This window comes from Kastovskya adunca (genome assembly GCF_059505785.1).
On the sequence record NZ_JCACLG010000001.1, the window covers coordinates 1 to 20,550 of the forward strand.

General features: G+C 48.2%; 15 protein-coding genes and 4 pseudogenes. 14 read left to right on the forward strand and 5 right to left on the reverse strand.

Translation table 11 applies throughout. The features are described 5' to 3' along the window. Nucleotides 1-210 precede the first annotated feature (210 nt). The 4 genes and pseudogenes from AC5JR3_RS00005 to AC5JR3_RS00020 all read right to left on the reverse strand — a co-directional run bounded on the left by AC5JR3_RS00005 (nt 211) and on the right by AC5JR3_RS00020 (nt 3,687). Nucleotides 211-962, reverse strand: a pseudogene (locus AC5JR3_RS00005) (transposase). A 248-nt stretch (nt 963-1,210) separates the two neighbouring features. After that, a complete protein-coding gene (locus AC5JR3_RS00010) occupies nt 1,211-1,462 on the reverse strand; it encodes a hypothetical protein (protein ID WP_495841970.1) in 252 nt (83 codons plus the stop codon). Next, a pseudogene (locus AC5JR3_RS00015) lies at nt 1,395-1,860 on the reverse strand (ISNCY-like element ISAtsp9 family transposase); the annotation flags it as partial. The gene AC5JR3_RS00010 and the pseudogene AC5JR3_RS00015, both read right to left, overlap by 68 nt. A gap of 159 nt (nt 1,861-2,019) precedes the next feature. Beyond that, on the reverse strand, nt 2,020-3,687 hold the full coding sequence (locus tag AC5JR3_RS00020; RefSeq protein ID WP_495841778.1) for a tetratricopeptide repeat protein: 1,668 nt from the start codon (nt 3,685-3,687) through the stop codon (nt 2,020-2,022). Nucleotides 3,688-4,260: 573 nt separating this feature from the next. On the opposite strand from AC5JR3_RS00020, the gene AC5JR3_RS00025 reads away from it, so the two are divergent. From AC5JR3_RS00025 to AC5JR3_RS00040, 4 genes and pseudogenes are all read left to right on the forward strand, one after another. Next, nucleotides 4,261-5,181 (forward strand): C1 family peptidase, encoded by a 921-nt coding sequence (locus AC5JR3_RS00025; RefSeq protein WP_495841780.1) that lies wholly within the window; start codon nt 4,261-4,263, stop codon nt 5,179-5,181. A gap of 148 nt (nt 5,182-5,329) precedes the next feature. After that, on the forward strand, nt 5,330-5,593 hold the full coding sequence (locus tag AC5JR3_RS00030; protein ID WP_495841782.1) for a hypothetical protein: 264 nt from the start codon (nt 5,330-5,332) through the stop codon (nt 5,591-5,593). A 109-nt stretch (nt 5,594-5,702) separates the two neighbouring features. After that, a complete protein-coding gene (locus AC5JR3_RS00035; RefSeq protein ID WP_495841784.1) occupies nt 5,703-6,284 on the forward strand; it encodes a hypothetical protein in 582 nt (193 codons plus the stop codon). A 125-nt stretch (nt 6,285-6,409) separates the two neighbouring features. Continuing rightward, nucleotides 6,410-6,757: pseudogene (locus AC5JR3_RS00040) on the forward strand (DUF6734 family protein); the annotation flags it as partial. A 6-nt stretch (nt 6,758-6,763) separates the two neighbouring features. On the opposite strand, the gene AC5JR3_RS00045 reads toward AC5JR3_RS00040, so the two are convergent. Continuing rightward, the gene (locus tag AC5JR3_RS00045; RefSeq protein WP_495841786.1) at nt 6,764-6,934 is read right to left on the reverse strand and encodes a hypothetical protein; all 171 of its coding nucleotides are present in this window, start codon (nt 6,932-6,934) and stop codon (nt 6,764-6,766) included. A gap of 628 nt (nt 6,935-7,562) precedes the next feature. On the opposite strand from AC5JR3_RS00045, the gene AC5JR3_RS00050 reads away from it, so the two are divergent. The 10 genes and pseudogenes from AC5JR3_RS00050 to AC5JR3_RS00095 all read left to right on the forward strand — a co-directional run bounded on the left by AC5JR3_RS00050 (nt 7,563) and on the right by AC5JR3_RS00095 (nt 20,467). Next, on the forward strand, nt 7,563-8,921 hold the full coding sequence (locus AC5JR3_RS00050; protein ID WP_495841788.1) for a CmpA/NrtA family ABC transporter substrate-binding protein: 1,359 nt from the start codon (nt 7,563-7,565) through the stop codon (nt 8,919-8,921). Nucleotides 8,922-9,080: 159 nt separating this feature from the next. After that, entirely contained in the window at nt 9,081-9,929 is an 849-nt protein-coding gene (gene ntrB, locus AC5JR3_RS00055) for a nitrate ABC transporter permease (RefSeq protein WP_495841790.1), read from the forward strand. 97 nt (nt 9,930-10,026) lie between these two features. Continuing rightward, on the forward strand, nt 10,027-12,033 hold the full coding sequence (locus tag AC5JR3_RS00060; protein ID WP_495841792.1) for an ABC transporter ATP-binding/substrate-binding protein: 2,007 nt from the start codon (nt 10,027-10,029) through the stop codon (nt 12,031-12,033). Nucleotides 12,034-12,314: 281 nt separating this feature from the next. Continuing rightward, nucleotides 12,315-13,169 carry a nitrate ABC transporter ATP-binding protein gene (locus AC5JR3_RS00065; protein ID WP_495841794.1) on the forward strand — a complete coding sequence of 285 codons (855 nt, stop codon included), beginning with the start codon at nt 12,315-12,317 and terminating at the stop codon, nt 13,167-13,169. A 507-nt stretch (nt 13,170-13,676) separates the two neighbouring features. Next, nucleotides 13,677-13,784, forward strand: a pseudogene (locus AC5JR3_RS00070) (zinc ribbon domain-containing protein); the annotation flags it as partial. A gap of 271 nt (nt 13,785-14,055) precedes the next feature. Beyond that, nucleotides 14,056-15,528 carry a sensor histidine kinase gene (locus AC5JR3_RS00075; RefSeq protein ID WP_495841796.1) on the forward strand — a complete coding sequence of 491 codons (1,473 nt, stop codon included), beginning with the start codon at nt 14,056-14,058 and terminating at the stop codon, nt 15,526-15,528. Beyond that, a complete protein-coding gene (locus tag AC5JR3_RS00080; protein ID WP_495841797.1) occupies nt 15,500-16,168 on the forward strand; it encodes a response regulator transcription factor in 669 nt (222 codons plus the stop codon). The genes AC5JR3_RS00075 and AC5JR3_RS00080 overlap by 29 nt, the downstream gene beginning before the upstream one ends. 565 nt (nt 16,169-16,733) lie before the next feature. After that, nucleotides 16,734-17,942, forward strand: a complete 1,209-nt coding sequence (locus tag AC5JR3_RS00085; RefSeq protein ID WP_495841960.1) for a glycosyltransferase family protein — start codon at nt 16,734-16,736, stop codon at nt 17,940-17,942. A gap of 32 nt (nt 17,943-17,974) precedes the next feature. Beyond that, nucleotides 17,975-19,231 carry a glycosyltransferase gene (locus tag AC5JR3_RS00090; protein WP_495841962.1) on the forward strand — a complete coding sequence of 419 codons (1,257 nt, stop codon included), beginning with the start codon at nt 17,975-17,977 and terminating at the stop codon, nt 19,229-19,231. Nucleotides 19,232-19,234: 3 nt separating this feature from the next. Continuing rightward, complete coding sequence (locus AC5JR3_RS00095) at nt 19,235-20,467, forward strand: glycosyltransferase family 4 protein (RefSeq protein WP_495841799.1); 1,233 nt, start codon at nt 19,235-19,237, stop codon at nt 20,465-20,467. The last annotated feature ends 83 nt before the right edge of the window (nt 20,468-20,550 follow it).

The window sequence follows — 20,550 nt, forward strand, 5'->3', positions numbered from 1 at the left end:
GGCGAAGATACTCTGGGGGTAACCCTACGGGAAAATAGCTCAATGCCAGGTCTATTACTTCTATATGAACAAGCTCCTTTCTCGATGAAAGGGGCTTTTCTTTTTGAGTTAGTTGATTTTCCTCGCGCTAGGGAGAAACTGACCTTCATTTTCAGCTTAGCTCTAGATAGAAAAGCAAGTGTGAACGTGGCTAATCTAACGTCAGTACGGTTAAGCAGCAGAGGGTAAAGCCCAGTCCAGATTGAGGGAAGGCTTCGTGGGCTGATGGCATTCTTGCAATCAATCCACAGACGACATTGACCAGGAAATTGATGGGGCTACGATGGCGAGAATGCTCAATTTGAGAGATATTCTTGAATTGGTCAATAATCGTTTCAATAACCCTTACGCTGACGGGACAATAACTTGTCAGTCAGCCTCATCAACTAATTCTTCATGTTGCGCTTAGGTTTAGCAAAGAAGGTGATGTCAAAGTCCTCAAGTAACTGTTGAGCGAGCTTTTTGGAGACATAGCCTCGGTCGGCAAACACCTTACCAAAGCAGGGTTTAAGCAGATCGGGGACGGGTTTACGGTCATCGGTATTACCCGGTGTCAGGTGGCAGACCTTTAAGCTGGTGGAATTGATGAAGCTGATACCACGGCACTGCCCAAAGCACTCTTTGAGATAGAGGCACAACGGCATCAAGCTCGAGGGCATCCAATCGACAAACCGTTGATAACTGGGCAGTCCGGGAAAGGCTTGCCGCCAGTAGAGACAGACGTGTTTCTGATAAAAATGTTTGAAATTGCGGTACGACTGCCGATGGAAGCTGACCAGAATTGTCATGATTTCACTCAAGCTCAAGGCTCGGCGGCGCTGACGAGGCTTCAAGCCATTACCTAAAAGCGTTGCCTGCCATCGGGGTTCAAAGCTTTGGCAAAAATCATCGATCTGGCAAAATAGTTCTTCTAGACTAGTCATAGGAAGGGGGTGCTGAATGATTGGTTATTTGATATTTTCAGCTAATCGCTCCCTCCTTTTCCTCTTCTGTCGGGCTTGGAGTCCTACCCTACCAAGGATTCAGCCTTTTGCTTAACCCGTACTGACGTTAATCTAGGGTATGAGTCAATCAGGAACCAGAACATCCCATAATTTGAGAGGGCGAAGTAGCAATCGCACTAGCAATTCTCATTGTGGAAATTCACTGGTATTCGGTGGGATGTCTAGCTCTAGACATTCAAGCATGAAGGTGAGTAGATGATCCTAACTATCGAAATACATGTCATATAACGAGTTAACGCCCGCAAATCATCAAAAAAGGTTTTGCGAGTAGGCAAATGCGCTCGTAGCAGCTTGTACTTCTGGTCAAGCAACTCCAGCAACGTGTGGAATAGCAAGGACAAGATGTTAAGCGTCGCCAGGAACGAGGAGAGAGGCTGCTTGCTGCCCATGCTGCGACAACCATCGTTTTGCCACAGCATTCTCACAGTCCTGCTTGTCATGCCCCAGAAAGCGGCACGATAAACTCAGGCACCAACGGAATCACATGTGTCTGCCCTGGACAAACCATGACCGGAGTGATGACGCTATGGAAGTAGTGGGTCTCCCCTGACTTCAAGGTGCGCGTTGAACAGGCCGAGCAGTAGATATGACTCGAACTAAAGTATTTGGTGCCGTCTAACGCAATTAACAGGGTGGCTGCAACCGAGCGGAAGCCCGCCAACTGCCCCTGTTGTCCAACACCTGCAAGATTCTCCTCAAACACTGGAAAAACGTGCTCAGGTGTCACCGGGTCGAGCAAATCCCGGATATGGTTGTCGCTCGGGCTCTGATGGACGTCAAATAGGCTTTGGGCATTGCTTTGCCCCTTACTGCTCTTCCTCGAACTTGGGATTACTTTAGGTTGGCACAAATGAGGTAGCAGTTCATCTTTCCAACACTTCTCAAGGTGATCGCGTCTCACCTGTTCCTGTCGCCACGAAACTAGGAATAAATGTTACTCCACTTCCTGTTCAGCGCTGTTACAAGATATTGCTCCTTAGCGTTTTGGTGTCATTGAATTGACAACTTGAAGCGCTTGCTCTAGAAAATCCGAGGCTTTGCCTTTATTTAAGTCGTTTGAGTCGTTCGAATTGCCCAATAGAGAATTGAAGCGACGGGTAAGCATCCAAAGAATTTGTTGAATCAGTCCTTTGCTCTCTCGTTCTCTGGTCACATGTTGTTCGACGCTCGCCGTCAGAGCTTGAGCTTTGTAACTTTTGTCTTTTATGGATCGAGCCACCTGAAGCGCTTGCTCCCAATCTCCCTGTTTGGCAAACCCAGGAGCGATCGCCGAAAATCTCCCATCCTTTTGATGCCTGGTATCAGACGGGGAGTCGATAGACTGAGCAATCTTTAGAGCCTGCTCAGGCTGCCCTGCCTCAAGGTAAGCGATCGCCACATCCGACAGCAAGTCAGACAGATTATTTTGTTGAACAATCTCAAGCGCTAGGTCATACTGTCCACTCTGTAAATAATGCCTGACAATGCCTCCAAAGGTGACGTATGGGCTTCCTATCGATTTTGCCAGTTGAACCGCTTGCTCAGAGTCTCCGGCTTTGGCATAAGCAAGCACAATTCCACGGAATGCCTGCTCCCTATGGTTAACACTTTTAATAGAGCGGGCAATTTGCTGCGCCATCTCAAAGTTTCCGATTTCTGCGTAACCTCCAGCTACCCTAGCTATTGCATTGTTTTTGGTTTGAGATTCATCAATTATCTGTGCCGAGGCTCGAGCTTCGGCTAATATCTCGACTGCCAAGTTGTTCTGTTCCAATGCGGCATACTGGACTGCTGTTTCAACCAGGTTGAGCGTTTTTTGCAGGGGAAAGGGCTTAGAATCAAATGTCCGTATCTTTGGTAACGTTTGATCGAGAAGCTCTTTGGCTCGACGTTGTTGTCCAACTTCGGCAAATTGAGAAGTAATGTCTAACATCCCAGACAGTTTTATGGCGGCGGCATTGTCGCGGGATTGTACCTCATTGATGGCAGATGTACTCTTAAGGGCAAGCTCTAACACTTGAGGCACAAGTTCTGTTTGTCCTGCTTGAATTAGATAAGAGGCAATTCCCCTCAGAGTCAGAGTTCTATATTCGGCATTGTCAATGCGTTGTGCCATTTCGAGTGCTTGGTTCAAGACCTGAGTTGCTTGCTCACCCTCTCCGGCTTTGGCATAATGACCCGTCACCTCTGCCATTTCTATAGGAGTGAACACAGGATTGTTCACCCCTGTGATAATCTCAACAGCCAAGTCGTAGTACCCAACTTCTGCGTATTCAGAAGCTCGGTTTAGTAAAGATTCTTCCGGAGAAGTTGCACTAACATGACAGCCCGTTGCTGTTTGGGTACGGGCAATCTGGATGGCTTCTGCTAGAAGTTTCTTCCCCAACGCTTCCTGTCCAGCCAGGATATAACCTCCAGCCACTTTTACTAAAGCAGTGCCTTTGAAGCAATCATTGGTACTCACTTGGGCTAAGGGCAGGGCTTGGTCTAAAATCTTGAGAGCCTGCTCAGATTGTCCTATCGCTCTATACTGAACGGCAATGTCAGCTAAGAGGCTAGCTTTTTGGGAGTAGGTTTCTTCTGCCAGAGCTTGACCTCCTGGAAACAAGGTAGCCATTAGTGCCGTGACCGCTAAGATATTGAACTGGATTATTCTGCGAGTCATGTTTTTTCTCCCTCAATTTTTTGTGCCTGACTCCCCAAAATTTGATTTTCTGTCACCACTTGATTAAAAGTCTTATCCAGCGATAAATCACGCTTTTTTCTACTTCAACTTACATTGACCTTGCTCATAGTACGTTAGTTCTCATTTACAGTCCTTGGTTTATAGTGTCGCGGTTAGCGATGAGGAGCCAGCCCCCGATATATATTTTTTGACTTTGCTTATTAGTTGAAAGCGAGGCAGTCTGGCTCGGTGAGGCTTGGAGTTACTTCTGGGAAAGGGGACTTACCAAGAGTAGGAAATTCCTGAGGTCATGGTGCTTTCCTTTTTTGCTTCTGATACTTGCATTTAACGCTAAAAATCCGGAACCTTTCAAAAGGGGGATGACGTTTACAGAGTACCCTATGTAGTTCCATTACCAAGAGTTCAAGAAACCTATGGAGCCTTCTCCCCTTAGGACTCGGTGTGAATTGCACTCAATGACCGAATGGTTCGGGGGCTAACGCCTGTGCCATTTGGTTCTGCATCTACTCCCCAGTTTATGGATAGTTTTCTGACTAAAAGTGATGACGCTGCATGAATGAAACTGTTCGTCGCCAGCACGGTATGGGCTGGATTCGAGATTATCCCGATTATCGAGACTTACGGCTAACCAGCAAGACTATTCGTCTTCTGTTAGATACCGTAATGGGCAGTTCTGCCAAATTAATTGAGACTCGGCAATTCAAAAAGTTAGATCTGTCACCCTTTGTAGATCTCCGACCTGGATTTTCTCCTGTGGAGAATCAGGGCAAACTGGAGTCCTGCACCGCCCATGTGGTGACAGCGATCGCCGAATACCTGGAGCAAAAAGCCTTTCAAGAGTATCGCCACCGCTCTCGGCTATTCCTCTACAAAACCACCAAAAACTTGCTAAAGGTGCAGGGAAACGTAGGGGTCTTTTTGCGGACAACCATGGGAGCCTTGCGACTGTTTGGACTACCCCCTGAAGAGTACTGGACTTGCGACCTGAGCCAACTGGATGTTGAACCCCCAGCCTTTTGCTATGCCTTCGCATCCAACTACAAAGTGATGCATTACGTCCGGTTAGATACACCCGATATTTACGATGATGAGCTGCTGGCGATCAAAACCCAATTAGCTGCCGGATTTCCCCTGACCTTTGGCACGATGATGTTTGACTCACCCATGATTCATGCCAGTTGTCCCGATACTCTGGGGCAATTGCCTTATCCAGTGAATAGCGATCGCCCCCTGGGTGGTCATGCCATGATTGCAGTGGGCTACGACGATTCCCTGGTGATTGAGCATTTCAAACCGGGTGGAATTAAGACCAAAGGGGCTATTCTCATCCGGAATTCCTGGGGAACGGATTGGGGTAAAGAAGGCTATGGTTGGTTGCCCTACACCTACATCCAGCGAGGGATTTCCGTGGATTGGTGGGTTCTCCTCAAACAAGATTGGGTGGATACGGACGTCTTCGGGCTGAATGCCTGATTCCCGTCATCCCCTGGAAGTCGGTACGGCTCATCCCGTTGGCGGTGGCTAACGCCTGTGGGTCCTCAAGGTGATTTTTCATCGTGTAGCACACGAAAAATGATTATCTCAAACACCCTCCCAATGAAAAACCACGGGCGTGGTTACTGTGACCACCCGCGAGCTCGGCAGCATCGATCTTCCAGCACCAGAGGATGCTTTTGCCCTGGAAAGGGGTAATGGTTCCTGTGATAGACGCAGGAACCATCAACACCTCAACCATCCTCCTCACAAAGTTTCAACTGTCACGATCAGCTATGGGAGCAAAATGACCTGCTCCTGGAGTTGCATCATCCAGTTAGATTGCTCAAACGACGGCTTGACCGTCATCCGTCAACGTCAAACGACATCGTCACAAAAGGAAAAACCATGACTCGTATTCGTAATCAGAACGAAAACTCCAACGCAGAAGAGTCCAATATGCAAGAATCGCAGACTATCGCTCCCTCTTTGCCAACGATTCCCCCGCCCTCGATACCCAGGTGCAGGAAACCCGCAAGTCCGTAGACCTGGGCACGGATAATCTCCAGCCGCTCAATACACTGCCAGACATTCAGGACAGCGAAATCCAACGGCTCAAAACCGTCGGCATTCATTCCGTTAATGACCTGCATGGCGCAACCCAAACCCCGGCGATGCTCACGGAGGTGTCGCTAAAAGCAGGATTGATTGGAAGCCAGCCACTTGAGTTGAGTGCTCAGGCTAGCCTTGATGTCATTGATGAAATTGATGAATCGGACGACATACCCCCTCTTCCATCAGATAAGGCGATCGCAGAAATTTACCTTCATGGTGCTCTGCGAATCCAGGAGCAATTGCTCGATCCATCCACTGAGTTTCAGGTCACGCTCAATGAACCCGGCACCTATCGGGTAAGCTTCACGGTAGATCCCGACAATGTGCTAATGGATCAGGTACCGACCAATAACCGATTTACACGAGAGTTTGTGGTAGAGCCTGCGGCTCCTCCAGTCCCAAAGTTCAACCCATTTCCTGGGCAATTTACGCCGAAGTCAGGGCAGGTAGGCGATCGTATTACGATATCAGGCAGCGATTTTGACTAGGGAACGCCCCCAGTTCGGTTTGGCACGGTGGCAGCGACCCTGCTCAGTACACCCACTGCAACGCAAATTGTCGCTAGGGTGCCTTCAATGCCCCCAGACCCAACTAAAATCTTCGCTATTATACAGACCTGGCTTTGCAAATTGCCACCCATCCACGCAATCAAGCCGCTTTTGTCAGGATGGAGAATAAGCTAGGAGATTGTTTGTTAATTGAACAATACTTCCTTGCGGCTTGCGTAGAATATCACCAGCAGATTACGAACTCTAGTTTTCCAGGCGTTGCAATGCAGTGTCTGTTTGAATCCCCAGAAGCCGCCTTTTCATCGGAGCAGCCAGAACTATTGGGCTATACTCACCTGATCGGCAATGCCAAGCATGATGTAGCGATCGCCCAACGCCTAGAACAGCGGGTCGCCCAGGACTACCCAGGCCAGTACGAGCAGTGCTTGCAGTATCTGTCTAACGACCCCTAATGCAAATCATTCGGCAAACTTATAGTTGAGCTGGTCTGTCAGGAGAAGCGATGTTTTTTGATGATCTTGCGCTTGGAGCGGCAAGACAGTCAGAAAATCAAAGTCAGAAAACAACTTGCGACCAATGATGTCTTTGACTTGGATTTGCGATCGCTGTTGGGTCAGTTGGTTCACCACCACTCAATGGCTAAGCATAATTGCTTATGAAAAAAGTAACATATTCCCCTCTTTGAAGAACTTGACTGGTGAATTATTTCCTTTTGTATTATTAGTTTCCTGAGAAATTAGCGTTCAGTTTAACAAAGTATTTACTGAAATAGAAGGCACAATCAATGGTTGCTATCGATATAACTCTATAGCAACTATCCTGAGTATCCGGCAATCAAAACATTAACAATTTTTTTATAAGTATCATTTAATATTCCTTTGGTTTTTACCCTAGAAAACTAATTATTCATTAGGCAAAGGTGTTAATCTATACCCAGTTGTAAAGTAGTTAGCAAACTGTCATTGCCAAAAAAGGGAAGAAATAACGAGTTTCTTCACCCACTTCACAATGATAAGTTCACTCAATTTAATCTTATGTATATAGATTGGGTTTACTAGTAATTTGACCTAACTCAGCGATGGCCAAATTGTCTAGCCAACTTGTCTAAAGGAAAGCCGCTAGGTTTCGATAAACCTAAGCGTCGCTTGCTCATAGCACCTAAACCCGACAAGAGAGTTCAAGAGTTTTCAATTCCCTAAAACAATAGCAATTGTTTAGTAGCACTACACAAGAAAGTATTAGCTGCAAGGAGTTTTTATGTCCAATTTTTCTAGGTTTTCTCGCCGGAAATTTCTGATCACTGCTGGTGCATCTGCTGCCAGTTCTGTGTTCCTCAAAGGCTGTTTGGGCAACCCACCTGAGACAGCCAATGTTCCAGCAGCAGATGCGGTTAATGCTGCTGATATCAGCCCAGAACAAATGCCAGAAACTTCAACAGCTAAGTTGGGATATATCCCCATTGTTGAGTCAGCGCCTCTAGTGATTGCGAAAGAAAAAGGCTTCTTTGCCAAGTATGGCATGACCGATGTTGAAGTCTCCAAGCAAGCGAACTGGGCATCTGCACGGGACAACGTAACTATTGGTTCTGAAGGGGGTGGCATTGATGGGGGACAGTGGCAGATGCCGATGCCTCATCTGATCAGCGAGGGCATTATTACAAATGGGAGAAAGGTGCCCATGTACGTTCTGGCGCAGTTGAACACGCAGGGGAACGGGATTGCGATCGCAGGTATCCATAAGGGCAAAGGACTTCAATTAGATATTTCCAATGCCGCCGACTATATCAAAGGATTTGAAGCCAGTCAGGGACGCAAGTTTAAAGCGGCACACACCTTTCCCAACGTGAATCAGGATTTCTGGATTCGCTATTGGTTTGCGGCGGGTGGTGTCGATCCGGATAGAGATATCGACTTGTTAGCAGTACCACCGGCAGAAACCGTGCAAGGGATGCGTAACGGGTCAATGGATGCCTTCAGTACAGGTGACCCTTGGCCCTACCGCATCGTTGCTGATGATATCGGTCACATGGCAGCACTCACCCACCAAATCTGGAAATTTCATCCCGAAGAATACTTAGCGATGAGAGCCGATTGGGTAGACAAGAATCCCAAGGCAACTAAAGCCCTTTTAAAAGGATTAATGGAAGCACAGCAGTGGTGCGATAAGCCGGAAAACCGAGCAGAATTGGTGCAAATTTGTGCCGGACGCAATTACTTCAATATACCTGTAGCTGTTCTTACTCCTCCCTATGAAGGGAAGTATGAAATGGGGGATGGTCAACAAGCTTTTAATGACATTAAGGCAGGTCCCCTGTACTGGAAAGACGATTTGGGTAATGTCTCCTATCCCTACAAGAGTCATGACTTGTGGTTCCTAACAGAATCAATGCGCTGGGGTTTCCACCGCGATCGCCTTACAGATATCGACACAGCTAAGAAGATTATTGATGCCGTCAACCGCGAGGATTTGTGGAAGGAAGCGGCTAAAGAAGCAGGATTTGATGCCGATATTCCTACAAGTACATCTCGCGGCGTTGAGAAGTTTTTTGACGGCAAAGAGTTCGACCCAGAAAATCCAGAGGCTTACCTCAATAGTCTGGCGATTAAGAAAGTTTAGCAACGGATGCGTTATTGGCTAAGGAATCATTAACTGGTTTTGGGGTAACGGATATATCCGCTGCGTCAAAAGTCAAAAATTACTCCACAACGGAAAAGTTTCCAAGTTCTGCTCAAATTACATCCCAAATTACATCCCAATCTGAATAGGGGGAAGAAAATGACTGTCAACACAATCAACCGCAAGCCAAGACCTAGTTCAAACAATGCAATCCAGGCTTTCTGGAAAAAGCAATCTAAGGATATTGTGCCGCCTTTGTTGGGAATTTTGGGATTCTTAATCGTATGGCAGCTACTTTCCAGCTCCGGAGTGACAAGGCTGCCAGGTCCCTTGAGTGTTTGGACAGATGACCGAACCCGGATACTACTGATGTATCCCTTTTATGACCGGGGTGGTCTAGACAAAGGTTTATTTTGGCAGACTATGGCGAGTTTGGGGCGAGTCGCTCAGGGCTACTCATTAGCGGCACTGGTTGGCATTAGCGTGGGCGTTTTGGTCGGTACACAGCCACTGATTAATAAGGCGTTAGATCCACTCTTCCAATTCTTGCGGATGGTCGCGCCTTTGGCTTGGGTGCCGATTGCGCTAGTCGCCCTGCAACAAAACCAACCCGCTGCTATTTTCGTAATTTTTATCACCTCAGTCTGGCCAATTCTGATTAACACCGCAGAAGGTGTCAGACAAATCCCTGATGATTACAACAACGTTGCTAAGGTTTTGCAACTCTCCCGTAAAGAATATTACTTAAATATTCTGTTTCCCTCAGCACTTCCCTACATTTTTACAGGCTTGAGGATTGCGATCGGCTTGGCATGGTTGGCAATTATTGCCGCAGAAATCGTGATGTCAGGCATTGTCGGAATTGGCTTTTTCATCTGGGATGCCTATCAGCAGAACTACGTCAGTGAAATTATCTTGGCTGTTGTTTACATCGGTGCAGTAGGTTTGCTTCTAGACCGAGCAATAGCATACTTGCAGTCCAGGATTGCTCCACAGGAAAAGAAGTAGTGATTAGTTGTTTGTTGTTAGTTGTTTCTGACCCATAACAAATAACTAATAACCAAGAATAAATGACCAATGGCTGAGAACCAAGGACTAAAAACTAATGAGTATTTTTGTTGCGGTTGATCAAGTTGATAAAGTTTTTCCGTTAACTGGTGGTGGTGAATACGTTGCCTTAAAAGGGATTGACCTACACATTAAAAAAGGAGAGTTTATCTCGTTCATTGGTCACTCCGGCTGCGGTAAATCCACCCTGTTGAACATGATTGCAGGTTTGGATTTGCCGAGTGATGGGATAGTGACCCTGGAAGGGCAAAAAGTTAAACAGCCAGGGCCAGACAAGATGGTGGTGTTCCAGAATTATTCTCTGTTGCCTTGGCGAACAGTACGGCAAAATATTGCCTTAGCTGTTGACTCGGTGATGAAGGATTTGCCTGCAAGCGATCGCAAAGCAATTGTAGAGCGACACATCGACATGGTGGGGTTGCGCCCTCATGCGGACAAACAGCCGACGATGCTATCGGGTGGACAAAAACAGCGAGTTGCGATCGCCCGCGCCCTTGCCATCCGTCCCAAATTGCTACTCCTTGATGAACCCTTTGGGGCGCTGGATGCTCTGACGCGAGGCAATCTTCAAGAGCAGTTAATGCAAATCTGCGAAGAAAACCAAGTCACTGCCGTCATGGTTACCCATGATGTCGATGAAGCAGTACTGCTATCTGACCGGATTGTCATGCTCACCAATGGGCCAGGTTCCAAAATTGGTCAGATTTTAGAGGTGGATATTCCCCGACCTCGCAAGCGGATGGAAGTAGTCGAACACCCCAGCTACTACAGCTTGCGGAGTGAGATAATTTACTTCCTCAATCAGCAAAAGCGTATCAAGAAAATTCGGGCGAGAAAAACGACAGCGATCGCGCGTCACGGTCTGGAAAAAGTTAACCTCGATATTGGTTTTGTCCCACTAACAGCCTGCGCCCCCCTCGCCGTTGCCAAAGAAAAAGGCTTCTTCCAGAAACACGGCTTAGATGAAGTCAACCTCGTGCGCGAAACTAGCTGGCGCGGCATTATGGATGGCATGGTCGGGAGTTACTTAGATGCAGCTCAAATGCCATCAGGAATGCCCCTCTGGTTAACCTTGGGAGGATATCAAGACCGACCGTTGCCCATCGTCACCGCCATGACCATGACTCGCAACGGTAATGGCATCACCCTGGATAAACGCTTTTACGACCAAGGGGTACACACTCTAGCAGATTTCAAGAAAATGCTGCTCGCCTCCCCGGAACGCCAGCACCGGATGGGATTGGTGCATCCTTCCTCAATGCACAATCTGCTGCTGCGTTACTGGTTAGCCAGTGGTGGCATCGACCCCGACCACGATTTGTCACTCCAGAGCATCCCGCCAGCCCAAATGGTCGTCGATTTGCAAGGGGGAACCATTGATGGTTTCTGTGTTGGGGAACCCTGGAATACGCGGGCGGCGATGCAAGGGATTGGCTTTACTGTCGCCACAGACTTAGAAATTTGGCCCGGACATCCAGGAAAAGTGCTTGGTGTTCGCGAAGACTGGGCAAACGCTTATCCCAACACCCACATTGCCTTAGTTAAAGCGTTGCTAGAGGCATCTCAGTATTGTACTGACCCTGCCAACGAACAAGAAGTGCGTCAGATTGTCGCCCAGAGGGAGTACGTGAATACAGATATTGCTTACATCCACCTCGGAAACCCCAACGAAGTGTTCTGTAGTCTCGATCAACCGATGCGAGAGTTTGCCCATCACCTATTCTTTGGCGATGGCGTCAATCGCCCTAGTCGAACTGAACACCTTTGGCACATGACTCAGTTGGCACGTTGGGGTCACACACCTTTCCCCCGAAACTGGGTGGAAATCATGGAACGGGTGTGCCGGGTAAACGTGTTCAGCACCGCCGCACGAGAACTGGGTGTGTTGGATGTGAAATATACCAGTGGCGCGATCGCCATGTTTGATGGCACCACATTTACTGCCGATGATCCGATTGGCTATCTCAACAATTTGAAGATTAAACGCGATTTCAGCATTGCGGAAGTCGTTCTCGATTCACCTCGTCTTTCTGTAGCTGCTTAGATCATTGGTCACTGCAAATTTTGCACCCCCCTAACCCCCCTTGCTAAGGGGGGAACAGGAACCGGAAACTGGCTTCTCCCAAGACTAAAAGGTTTCTCCTTGTACTCCCCCCTTACGGGAACAGGAACCGGAAACTGACTGCTCCCAGGACTGAAAGGTTTCTCCTTGTACTCCCCCCTTAGTAAGGGGGGCTGGGGGGGTAAGCAAAGATGAGCAACGAGCCAGCAACAGACTAATCACTCACCTTACCGTCCACTTACCAACTACGTACAACAAAAGCCATGATCGACCGTCCTCTTGCCTTTAGTGTTAGCGAAACTGCCCGACAGCCAAGGGCAACCGCCATCAATTCCGAGTCATTCCTGACGATCGAGAACGTTTCCAAAGTGTATCCAACCAAGAAGGGTTCGTACCCGGTACTCCAAGACGTTAACCTGACCGTAGAAGAAGGCGAGTTTATCTGCGTTATTGGTCACTCGGGCTGCGGCAAATCGACCCTGCTGAACATGGTGTCGGGTTTCGCCTTTCCTACTGCCGGAGAAGTGCGTGTGCAAGGGAAGCCCATCACCAAGCCAGGGCCAGACCGCATGGTTGTGTTCCAAAACTACGCCCTACTGCCTTGGCGGACAGCGTTTGAAAATATCTACCTAGCTGTTCACGCCGTTCACCCCAAAAAGTCCCAGGCCCAAAAAAGGGCGATCGTCCGGGAACATCTAGCGATGGTGGGTTTGTCGGAAGCGGCTGATAAGAAGCCGCCGCAAATGTCCGGCGGGATGAGACAGCGGGTTTCCATCGCTAGGGCTTTGGCGGTTCGTCCCCAAGTCTTGATTTTGGATGAACCGTTCGGTGCTTTGGATGCCATCACCAAGGAAGAGTTGCAGGAAGAACTGCTGAAAATCTGGAACGACCACCGCTGCACGGTTCTAATGATTACCCATGATATTGATGAAGCGCTGTTTTTAGCCGATCGCTTGGTAATGATGACCAATGGTCCGGCGGCGAATATCGGTGAGATTATGGACATTCCTTTCCCGCGTCCGCGCGATCGCGCCCTGATCATGGAAGACCCAGAATACTACAGACTGCGGAATCACGCCCTAGACTACCTCTTCCACCGCTTCGCTCACGACGAGTAAATTAGGAATGGGTTTAGACCATCAAAACAGAAATTTTCTTGTGGTAGAGATGTTCCGGTGGAGCGTCTCTACTCTGCATAAAGGAAGGCATTAAATAACTGGTTGTACTCAAAGACAAAACCAGGTTTTTATCTTGAAATACATCCTGACCTACATCTAGCTTATGCACACCAAAAAAATGGACATAACACACCTCATTATTGGAGATTGTTTTTTACTGAGAGATGGAAAACACATATAGAAAAAGTAGCTAATAGTTCAGCGCTTTTTGTTCCTCCAGCGGATACCAATTATGAGGAATATTTTCAGGCTCAACCTGACAAAGATTATTTCCTGCAATGGTCTGGGATATATTTTCGCTCAAAAACTGAGATAAAAATAGTAAAAGAATTGTATAACAGGGATGTCTTGTTCTTTGCTAATACTCGTGGTCAAGTGAGTTGTCAAAGTTCTCCAGCTTCCGAAAAGAGTGGTCAACTACCAAGTCGCATTGAAGTAAATTTCTTGGACGCCGGATGGGGAGAACTGACAAGGCAGCTTGCCTATAAGTCTCTCGGGTATGGCAGAACTTTCGTTCAACTTGACCGATGGTTCCCTGGTTCTAAAAGGTGTTCCTAGTGTGGACATATCGTTGAAAAACCTACTTCAAATCATTGGAGATGTTGAAGTGTTTACTTCGCTTGCTGCTCCACTGTTTTGCTGTATTCAGACAGTTCCTCTCCTCGCTGAAATCATTACTCTTTCAGCAACACCTAGCTTCTTAGTTTTGTTAGTCAAGCAACTCTAAGTGGTCAGTTACGTCTATCGGGATGTACTAGTTCGCTATGACGCTATAAAACTACTTGGGCGATTGCTCGATTTTGAAAAATTTTTCACTTTACTAGACGTGACAAATACAAATAAAAATCTGGGATGGCGTATGTTATTTTTCGGAGTCAGAACACGTATCTTGCTCTGGTACGTCGTGCTGATGATGTTCTGTCTAGTAATATCCATCTTAACTATTCGTCAAGTCCTCTTGGTTCGCATAGAAAAGCGGTTTGAAAAATCCCTGATTCAGGAGAAAAAAGAATTTCTCCGATTAGTCGAGGGACGAAATCCATATACAGGCCAACCCTTCGGCAATGAAGTTGCTGCTATGTTTGATGTATTTTTATCTCGCAACTTTACAGAGGAAGATGAATTTTTAATTACGCTGTTAAATGGCAAATTCTACAAATCCAAATCCAATTATACAGTCCTTCCAGACTCTCTAAATTCTAATTCGGATCTAGTAAAGCACTGGGCACAGGTGAGTGAGCGTCAGCAAGGTGAAAAGGTAACCTCAGATGGCACTATCATGTATCTGGCTCAGCCGATAGTTAGGGGAAAAACTCATGGGGTGTTTGTGGTAGGCTTCTCGACTGCCCATGAGTATTGTAAGGTGGATGAGGTAATTTTCGTCGCAATCCATGTGACGATTGTCGTGATAGCTGTGGCTTCAGTGCTGGCTTGGGTCGTGGCTGGACGGGTGCTGTCTCCCCTACGCTTACTCACCGAAACGGCTTACGCCATTACCGAGTCTGACCTGACTCGACGCATTCCCGTGCAAGGAAAAGACGAAATTGCCGAACTAACCATCACCTTTAATGAGATGCTAGACCGTCTCCAAGCGGCCTTCTCCAGTCAACGAGACTTTATTAATGATGCAGGTCATGAACTCCGGACTCCAATCACGATTATCCGAGGTCATTTAGAACTGCTGGGCGACGACCCCCAAGAACGGCGTGAAACGATAGAGTTAGTCACCGATGAGTTGGATCGCATGAGTCGCTTTGTCGATGACCTCTTACTACTGGCTAAGGCAGAGCAACCCAATTTTTTGTACCTGGAAACCTTGGAAATTGGCAATTTGACTGAGGAACTGTATGCCAAAGCCAGAGCCTTAGCCGAACGGCACTGGCGTCTGGAGAATAAAGGTACGGGGCGCGTTGTAGCTGATCGACAACGGCTGACTCAGGCAATGATGAACTTAGCTCAGAACGCGACCCAGCACACGAAAAATGGAGATACGATCGCGCTTGGCTCGGCGCTTATTGAGGGCAACGCCCATTTCTGGGTGCGCGATACTGGGGAAGGCATTGCCTTTGCCGATCAGCAGCGAATCTTCGAGCGCTTTGCACGCGCTACCAACAGTCGCCGTCGCTCTGAGGGGGCAGGATTGGGATTGTCGATTGTGCGTGCGATCGCTCAAGCGCACGGCGGTAGGGTAGAACTTCTCAGCCAACGGGGTGGTGGCTCAACGTTTACTCTTGTGATTCCACTAGACCCCCCCCAGGAGGTGTTGCTTCATGAACCGGATTCTGATCGCAGAAGATGAATCTCGCATCGCCAACTTTCTGGAGAAAGGTCTAAAAGCTAACGGATTTACCACCACAGTCGTCAAGGACGGTGATGAAGCGGTTCTCATCGCTAGTAGCGACAATTTTGACCTGCTCATTCTCGACATTGGTCTTCCTGGCAAAGATGGGTGGATGGTGTTGGAAGAGTTGCGAGGTCGGGGCGAATATCTGCCGATTATTATTCTCACCGCTCGCGATGATGTGAGGGACAAAGTCGCTGGCTTGGAGGGTGGAGCTGACGATTACGTGACAAAGCCGTTTCGTTTTGAAGAATTGCTGGCGCGGGTGCGTTTGCGGTTGCGCGACAGCCACTTACCCAGAAGGAAGGAAGAAACGCTCTTAAAAGCAGGTAACATTGTCCTTGACTTGCGTACCCGTCAGATTCGAGTAAGCGATCGCCTGCTCGAGTTATCCGCACGAGAATTTACCTTAGCAGAAGTCTTTCTCCGCAACCCCGGACAAGTGATGAGCCGAGAGCAGCTACTCAATTATGTCTGGGGTTATGACTATGACCCTGGCTCCAATATTGTTGATGTCTATGTGGGTTACCTACGTAAGAAGCTAGGTGGCGATCCAATTGAGACCGTCAGAGGCATGGGCTACCGACTGCGAACATAAGAAAACTCTCATGAAAGCTTCATGGATATTTCATCGGAGTTAGTAACTCTAAACTTAAGCAGTTGCTGGCTCGAATCCGGGCGCAACTCCCACATCAGGGGGAGTGAATTGTGTTGCGCCTACAAAGTAAGAAGAGCAAGGCTGTGGGAAAGGCAGACTACTGCTTCCAATATGAGAAAACTCTCATGGAAGCTTCATCCTCTTTTCATAGGAGTTTACCAAACTTAAATTAAGTACAGGTAAATCTGAAGTTAATTTTTGATAAAACCGTTAAACTCACGCCCTAGTAAAACTGACCCTGCATTTAACACTCTAACGAATTTAGATGCCAATCCCATCGAGACATTAGCGAGAGACACAGATCGAATCAAAGGAGGAGAATATGTTGGTGGAAAAGCAGTTACTACAGAACCACTCCGATACACAAAGGAGTTCCAGTAGTGAAGTTACAAAGTTTGATGCCCAACAGAATCTTCTTTTGCCAGGATTAACAAGTAGTTCAACAAATGTTTCTCCTTCAAAGTGGTTTCAGCCTCTAGACCCACTAGCTGGACAGGATAGTGAGATAAGCTCGCGGAAATTACGAATCGCTTTGTATTCCCATGACACAATGGGTCTCGGTCACAAGCGGCGCAATCTGTTGATTGCCCAAACGCTTGCCTGCTCTCCTTTGCAGACTGACATTCTGCTGATTACTGGAATGCGTGAGGGAAGTGACGTTCAGACACCGGATGGAGTAGACTATGTGGCTCTCCCAGCTCTACATAAAGGGAAAGATGGACAGTACCAGTCACGCCGCTTGAATCTCTCGCTGCGGGAGATAATTAGCCTACGAGCCAACATCATCCGTGCCACTGTTGAATCATTTAAACCGGATGTCCTGATTGTGGACAACGTGCCAAGAGGGGCAGTGCGGGAACTCGATCTGACCCTTGAATATCTCCACGCGCAAGGGCATACTCGTTGCATACTTGGTCTGCGCGATGTGCTAGACGACCCCATAACAGTAAAGCGCGAATGGAAGCACGCCGCTAACGAGGACATCATTGGCAAGTATTACGATCGCGTTTGGGTGTACGGAGACCCCGATGTATATGACCCAGTAAAGGAGTACAAATTTTTCCCTGATATAGCGGCAAAAGTGTGGTATACGGGCTGCTTCGATCAACGCAAACGGCTTGAATTTGCCAGCACTCAAAGCCCTGACCCGCTTGCGGCGCTTGATCTCCCGTCGGGTCGGTTGGCACTATGCCTGGTAGGAGGTGGACAGGATGGGGCGACTCTGGCGGCAGCCTTTGCCCAGGCTAATCTGCCCCCGGAAACAAATGGAGTAATCTTGACAGGGCCGTTCATGCCGCAAAAGGTTCGGCAACACCTGCACCGCAGGGCAGCAGAGCATTCTCGTTTACGGGTGTTGGAGTTCATCTCGGAACCAACACAACTGTTAAGCCGTGCTGATTGCGTTATCGCGATGGGAGGATACAACACGACTTACGAAATCCTCTCCTTCGAGAAGCCTGCACTCATCGTGCCACGAGTGAAACCCCGGCGCGAGCAGCTAATTCGGGCTGAACGTTTGCAAGAGTTGGGTCTAGTTGATGTGCTTCATCCCAATGAGGTCAATCCCTATGCCCTAACTGAGTGGATTGGTAAAAGTATAGGAATGAACCCACGAAGCCGCGAACGTATTGATTTCAAAGGCTTGGAACGTCTGCCCCAATTACTTGCAGCAGCAGTCGCTGCTCCAGTTTCCTCTGCTTGCAAAGTTTCATAAAGGAGAAATCAAGGATGTTTTCGACTGAACCCATGCGCGTTGGCTACGTGCTGAAACGATATCCCAGGTACTCCGAAACCTTTGTGGTTAATGAAATTTTGGCTCATGAAGCAGCGGGATTAGAAATTGAGATTTTTGCACTGCGTCCCCCTGCTGAAACCCACTTTCAGAACATCATTTCTCAAGTACGCGCCCCAGTTCACTATATTCGCAAGCCAATTCAGGGGCGGGTCAGCGAGTCTCTCAATAGCCTTGCACCTACAGCCGCTAGTTACTTCTGGGCAGAACTTCAGGAAGCAAGCAAGGTTATACCAGGTTTTTGGGCAAAGCTAGCGATCGCGCAAGGGGAACAAGCCAGCAGCGTTTACCAAGCAGCATGGCTAGCGCGTGAAGTTCGTCTCAAGGGAATTACTCATCTGCACGCCCACTTTGGCACGGTGGCAACGACTGTAGCACGTCTCGCCTCCCACTTTGCTGGGATTCCCTACACCTTCACTGCTCACGCCAAGGACATTTTCCATGAAAGTGTCGAGCCTGAAGATATGAAGCGGAAGCTGAGTGATGCAGCAAATGTAATCACAGTTAGTGACTACAATCTCGAATACTTGCAACAAACCTACGGAGATGCCGCAGTTCGCGTCCAGCGGATTTACAATGGTCTGAACTTGACGCAATTCTCTTATGAGTCGCCCTTGCATCGCCCACCGCAGATTATCTCAGTCGGGCGTTTGGTGGAGAAAAAAGGCGTTCCAATCTTAATTGATGCCTGTGCTATTCTCGCGAGTCGAGGTTGCCAGTTTAACTGCCAAATTATCGGCAGTGGTTCCCTGGAAGCAGAATTACGAGAGCAAATTCAACAACTCGGTCTGCAATCAATCGTCGAAATTATTGGCCCCCGCCCTCAAAATGAGGTGTTTGAGCAGGTTCAGCAAGCGGCTGTCTTCGCTGCACCTTACGTGATTGGCAAAGATGGTAACCGCGATGGACTTCCAACAGTCCTGCTGGAATCGATGGCGCTAGGCACTCCCTGCGTTGCAACGGACGTGACTGGCATCCCGGAAGTGGTGCGCGATGAGGAAACAGGGTTGATGGTACCGCAACACGATCCAAAAGCATTGGCAGATGCGATCGCTCGCTTACTCACCGATCCAACTTTACGGGTGCGACTGGCAACTCAGGCACGGCAATTGATTGAATCAGAGTTTGATATTCACCGGAATACAGCTTTGCTGCGTACCCTCTTCCACACTACAAATCGAGCGAAAATGAAAGCCCTTCAGGAGGTGTAAATCATGCGAATTGCTTATATTTGTGCCGATCCAGGTGTCCCCGTTTTTGGTCAAAAGGGCTGCTCGATCCACGTTCAGGAGGTGATTCGTTCGTTGCTACGGCAAGGTGCCCAAGTGGAACTGTTTGCAACACGATTAGGAGGCGATCCACCTGCTGGGTTGGAGACGGTGACAGTTCACCAACTTCCAGCTATCCCCAAGGGAGAGCAAGCTGTCCGGGAACAAGCTGCTTTATCTACAAACCTCGATCTGCGTTTGGCACTGGAGCGGGAAGCACCTTTTGACCTAATTTATGAGCGTTACTCCCTCTGGAGTTTCACCGCAATGGAGTATGCCCAAGCGGTCGGTATTCCGGGACTGTTGGAGGTGAATGCGCCTTTAATTGAGGAGCAGGAAAAACACCGGGGTTTAAGCGATCGCACTAGTGCTGAACGAGTAGCCGAACGAGTCTTTAGTGCAGCGACGGCTCTAATTGCGGTTTCTGAAGAAATCAAGACGTATTTAGAGGAGGGGTATCCAGGAGTTAGCCAACGGGTGCATGTAATCCCGAATGGCGTCAACCCTGACCGTTTTCCCAGCAATATTAAACCCTCTTTGCCTACCAGTGCCGGAACATTTACCGTTGGATTTGTTGGCACTCTGAAGCCTTGGCATGGACTACCCATTTTAGTTGAGGCATTTGACCAACTTTTTCAGCAATGTTCTGATACTCGACTCTTAATTGTCGGGGATGGGCCAGAACGCGAGAATTTAATGGCAGATTTATCAGCACGGGGCTTACTGGATGCCGCTCATTTTACAGGAGCCGTTGCCCCTAGTGAAATTCCTGGTTTGCTTGCTTCCATGACGGTTGCGGTTGCGCCTTATCCAGCACAAACGGACTTTTATTTTTCACCATTGAAAGTCTACGAGTATATGGCGGCAGGGCTTCCGGTTGTTGCTAGTAACATTGGACAACTGAAGTCGCTGATTGAAGATGAAGCAAATGGTTTGTTAGTTCCTCCGGGTGACTCAGTTGCCTTAGCTACGGCGCTTGATCGCTTACACCAAGACCCCAATCTCGCGACTCGTTTGGGGCAAGCGGCACGAAAGGCAATGATGCAAAACCATACCTGGGATGCCGTTACCCAACGCATTGTCCAATTAGCGGGTTTTGACCAAGTATCTCAGTTGGTTGGAGCAATACCGATTTCAAAAAGTAATGGCATGAAGTTAACGAGTGACCTAACCCCCTAACCCCCTTCCCTGCAAGGGAAGGGGGAACAAAGAGGCTCCCCTTTCCTTGCAGGGAAGGGGCTGGGGGAGAGGTTTCCCGCAAG

Bases quoted from the DNA above. Each gene is read 5' to 3' on its own strand.
- AC5JR3_RS00010 (WP_495841970.1), bottom strand. From the start codon at position 1,462: ATGCTGTGGCAAAACGATGGTTGTCGCAGCATGGGCAGCAAGCAGCCT.
- AC5JR3_RS00020 (WP_495841778.1), bottom strand. From the start codon at position 3,687: ATGACTCGCAGAATAATCCAGTTCAATATCTTAGCGGTCACGGCACTA.
- AC5JR3_RS00025 (WP_495841780.1), top strand. From the start codon at position 4,261: ATGAATGAAACTGTTCGTCGCCAGCACGGTATGGGCTGGATTCGAGAT.
- AC5JR3_RS00050 (WP_495841788.1), top strand. From the start codon at position 7,563: ATGTCCAATTTTTCTAGGTTTTCTCGCCGGAAATTTCTGATCACTGCT.
- ntrB (WP_495841790.1), top strand. From the start codon at position 9,081: ATGACTGTCAACACAATCAACCGCAAGCCAAGACCTAGTTCAAACAAT.
- AC5JR3_RS00060 (WP_495841792.1), top strand. From the start codon at position 10,027: ATGAGTATTTTTGTTGCGGTTGATCAAGTTGATAAAGTTTTTCCGTTA.
- AC5JR3_RS00065 (WP_495841794.1), top strand. From the start codon at position 12,315: ATGATCGACCGTCCTCTTGCCTTTAGTGTTAGCGAAACTGCCCGACAG.
- AC5JR3_RS00080 (WP_495841797.1), top strand. From the start codon at position 15,500: ATGAACCGGATTCTGATCGCAGAAGATGAATCTCGCATCGCCAACTTT.
- AC5JR3_RS00090 (WP_495841962.1), top strand. From the start codon at position 17,975: ATGCGCGTTGGCTACGTGCTGAAACGATATCCCAGGTACTCCGAAACC.
- AC5JR3_RS00095 (WP_495841799.1), top strand. From the start codon at position 19,235: ATGCGAATTGCTTATATTTGTGCCGATCCAGGTGTCCCCGTTTTTGGT.